Raw genomic sequence first — 481 nt, forward strand, 5'->3', positions numbered from 1 at the left:
TCACGAGCTGCTCGCGGGCCTCCCGGCTGAGAAATGCCCATCGCATGAGGTTGGCTTGATGGGCAGCCCAGGGGAACCACTCGCGCAGCGGTTGGTTGTGGCCAATCACATTCCACGCCAGGTCCGACACGTAGGCCGGATTGGGCGACTGGCTGTCGAGGAATTGCTGGAGGATCTCGTCCATTTCAGCGGCAGCGCCCGTCTCCGGGACGGCAGCGAGGGCCGGCGGTCGTCCGAGGGCCCTCAAGTACAGGGCGTGGCGTTCAGCGCGGCTCAGCCGCAGAACGGACGACAGGCGGTCGAGGAAGTCTGCCGAGTAGTTGGCTTCGTTGCCCCGCTCCAGAGAGCCGTACCAGCGCTCACTCACGCCCGTCAGGCGGGCCACCTCACGCTGCGACAGGCCGACGCTCCGCCGCCCCGGCCTTTTCAGCCCCGGGAACGCACGGGGATCCGACCGGCTCCGCCAGGAACGCAGCAGCTC

At 68.2% G+C, this 481-nt stretch carries 1 protein-coding gene; it reads right to left on the reverse strand.

Annotation, left to right across the window (positions count from 1 at the left end; translation table 11 throughout):
- Positions 1 to 481 (reverse strand): helix-turn-helix domain-containing protein (locus tag RB628_RS42890; protein WP_318325765.1); only part of this gene is annotated, 481 nt, incomplete at both ends.

Origin of the sequence: Streptomyces sp. ADMS, assembly GCF_033441795.1 — a bacterium.
Classification (GTDB): domain Bacteria; phylum Actinomycetota; class Actinomycetes; order Streptomycetales; family Streptomycetaceae; genus Streptomyces.